This window comes from Kitasatospora sp. NPDC007106 (assembly GCF_040634455.1).
GTDB lineage: Bacteria > Actinomycetota > Actinomycetes > Streptomycetales > Streptomycetaceae > Kitasatospora > Kitasatospora arboriphila.
In genome coordinates this window covers 1-1291 of the sequence record NZ_JBEYFP010001291.1, presented here as the reverse complement: position 1 = coordinate 1291, position 1291 = coordinate 1, and the positions used below count along the sequence as shown (strand labels likewise).

General features: G+C 75.8%; 1 protein-coding gene. It reads right to left on the bottom strand.

Annotated elements, in window-relative coordinates; all coding sequences use genetic code 11:
• On the bottom strand, positions 1–1145 hold a 1145-nt coding region (locus ABZ641_RS37935; RefSeq protein WP_359989175.1), incomplete at its 3' end, for an acyl-CoA thioesterase/BAAT N-terminal domain-containing protein.
• Between the last annotated feature and the right edge of the window lie 146 nt (positions 1146–1291).

Below are 1291 nucleotides of genomic sequence, written 5' to 3'. Positions count from 1 at the left end.
ACCCGGCCGCTGGTCGGGTTGACGAACTGCGTGGGGGCGGACAGGTACGGGAAGGTGCCGACTCCGTGGCCGGCGTCCGGGTACACCAGCGCCTGCCGGGGCTTCGCGCCGGGCACCGCCGCGCCGATCGCCCGCGCCCATCCCGGCGCCGGCCAGAGCAGGTCGGACTCGCCCGCGACGGCGAGGATCGGGCCGCTGACCCGGTCCAGCGGGATCGGCTGCCGCGGCACGGCCCGGCCCTCGACCGTCCAGGCGTCGCCGCCGTTCGGCAGGCCGGGATTGACCTGCGCGGAGGGCGAGTAGACCACGGCGCCCCGGACGAGGTCGGGGTAGTCCTGGGCGAGCAGCAGGGCGGCCTCGCTGCCGCGCGAGTACCCCATCACGACCACGGGCGCCGACGCCGCCGCGGGCTGCGCGGCGAGCAGGCGCGCGGCCGTCCGGAAGTACTCGAGCGGCACGTCGTGCAGGGTGGCCGGCAGCCCCGGCTCGGCGAAGTAGGCGACGGCGAGGGCCGGATGGCCGTGCGAGGCGAGCAGCGCCGCCGTGTACCGCTGGCTGTCGCCGCCCTCCGAGCCGCCGAAGACCAGCACCGCCGACTTCGCCGGGGTGCCCGGCGGCGGGAGGAACAGCTGGCCGTCGACGTGGTCGCGGGCCACGGTCAGCCGTTCGGTGGACACCCCGGCGCCCGTCCACTGCCGGGTGAGCGTCCGGCCGGCCAGTTCCCGGCCGTGCGCCGTCACGGTGATCCGCACATCGAAGGAGGGCCTCGCTTCGGGGAAGACCGGCAGGAATCCCGAGCGGTCGGCGGGCCGGCCGACCGGGTCCATCGACCAGAACAGCCCCATCCCGTCGGCGGCGGCGTACGATCCGCCGGCGAGCGGGGCCGCCGTGTCGAGCGCCACGGTGCCGTGCCGGTCGGCGCGGAACACGGCGCGGGCCTGCCACTGCTGCCCGCGGTGGTCGTCGGCGGACGAGGTGACGGTGACCTGCTCGCCCCCGGCGAGTCCGGTGATCCGCAGATGCACCGGCGCGTCGGCGAGAGTCACCGCCTCGGCCTCGACACCGGCGTGTCGGTCCGCGCCCGCGGAACAGCCGGCCGCCACCGGCCCGAACAGCACGGCCAGCGCCACGGCGGCCGTTCGCACTGTTGCCCTCATCGGTCCCCCCGAACGAGTGATGGTCACTCATTCTCGTTAGCGGGAACCGCCGTTGGTCAAGGGACCGGCCGAGTGTTCGGCGCCGGCCTGTTCGGTGTGGCGCTGGTGCTGCCGGTGGTCTTCGCCGGCCTGGT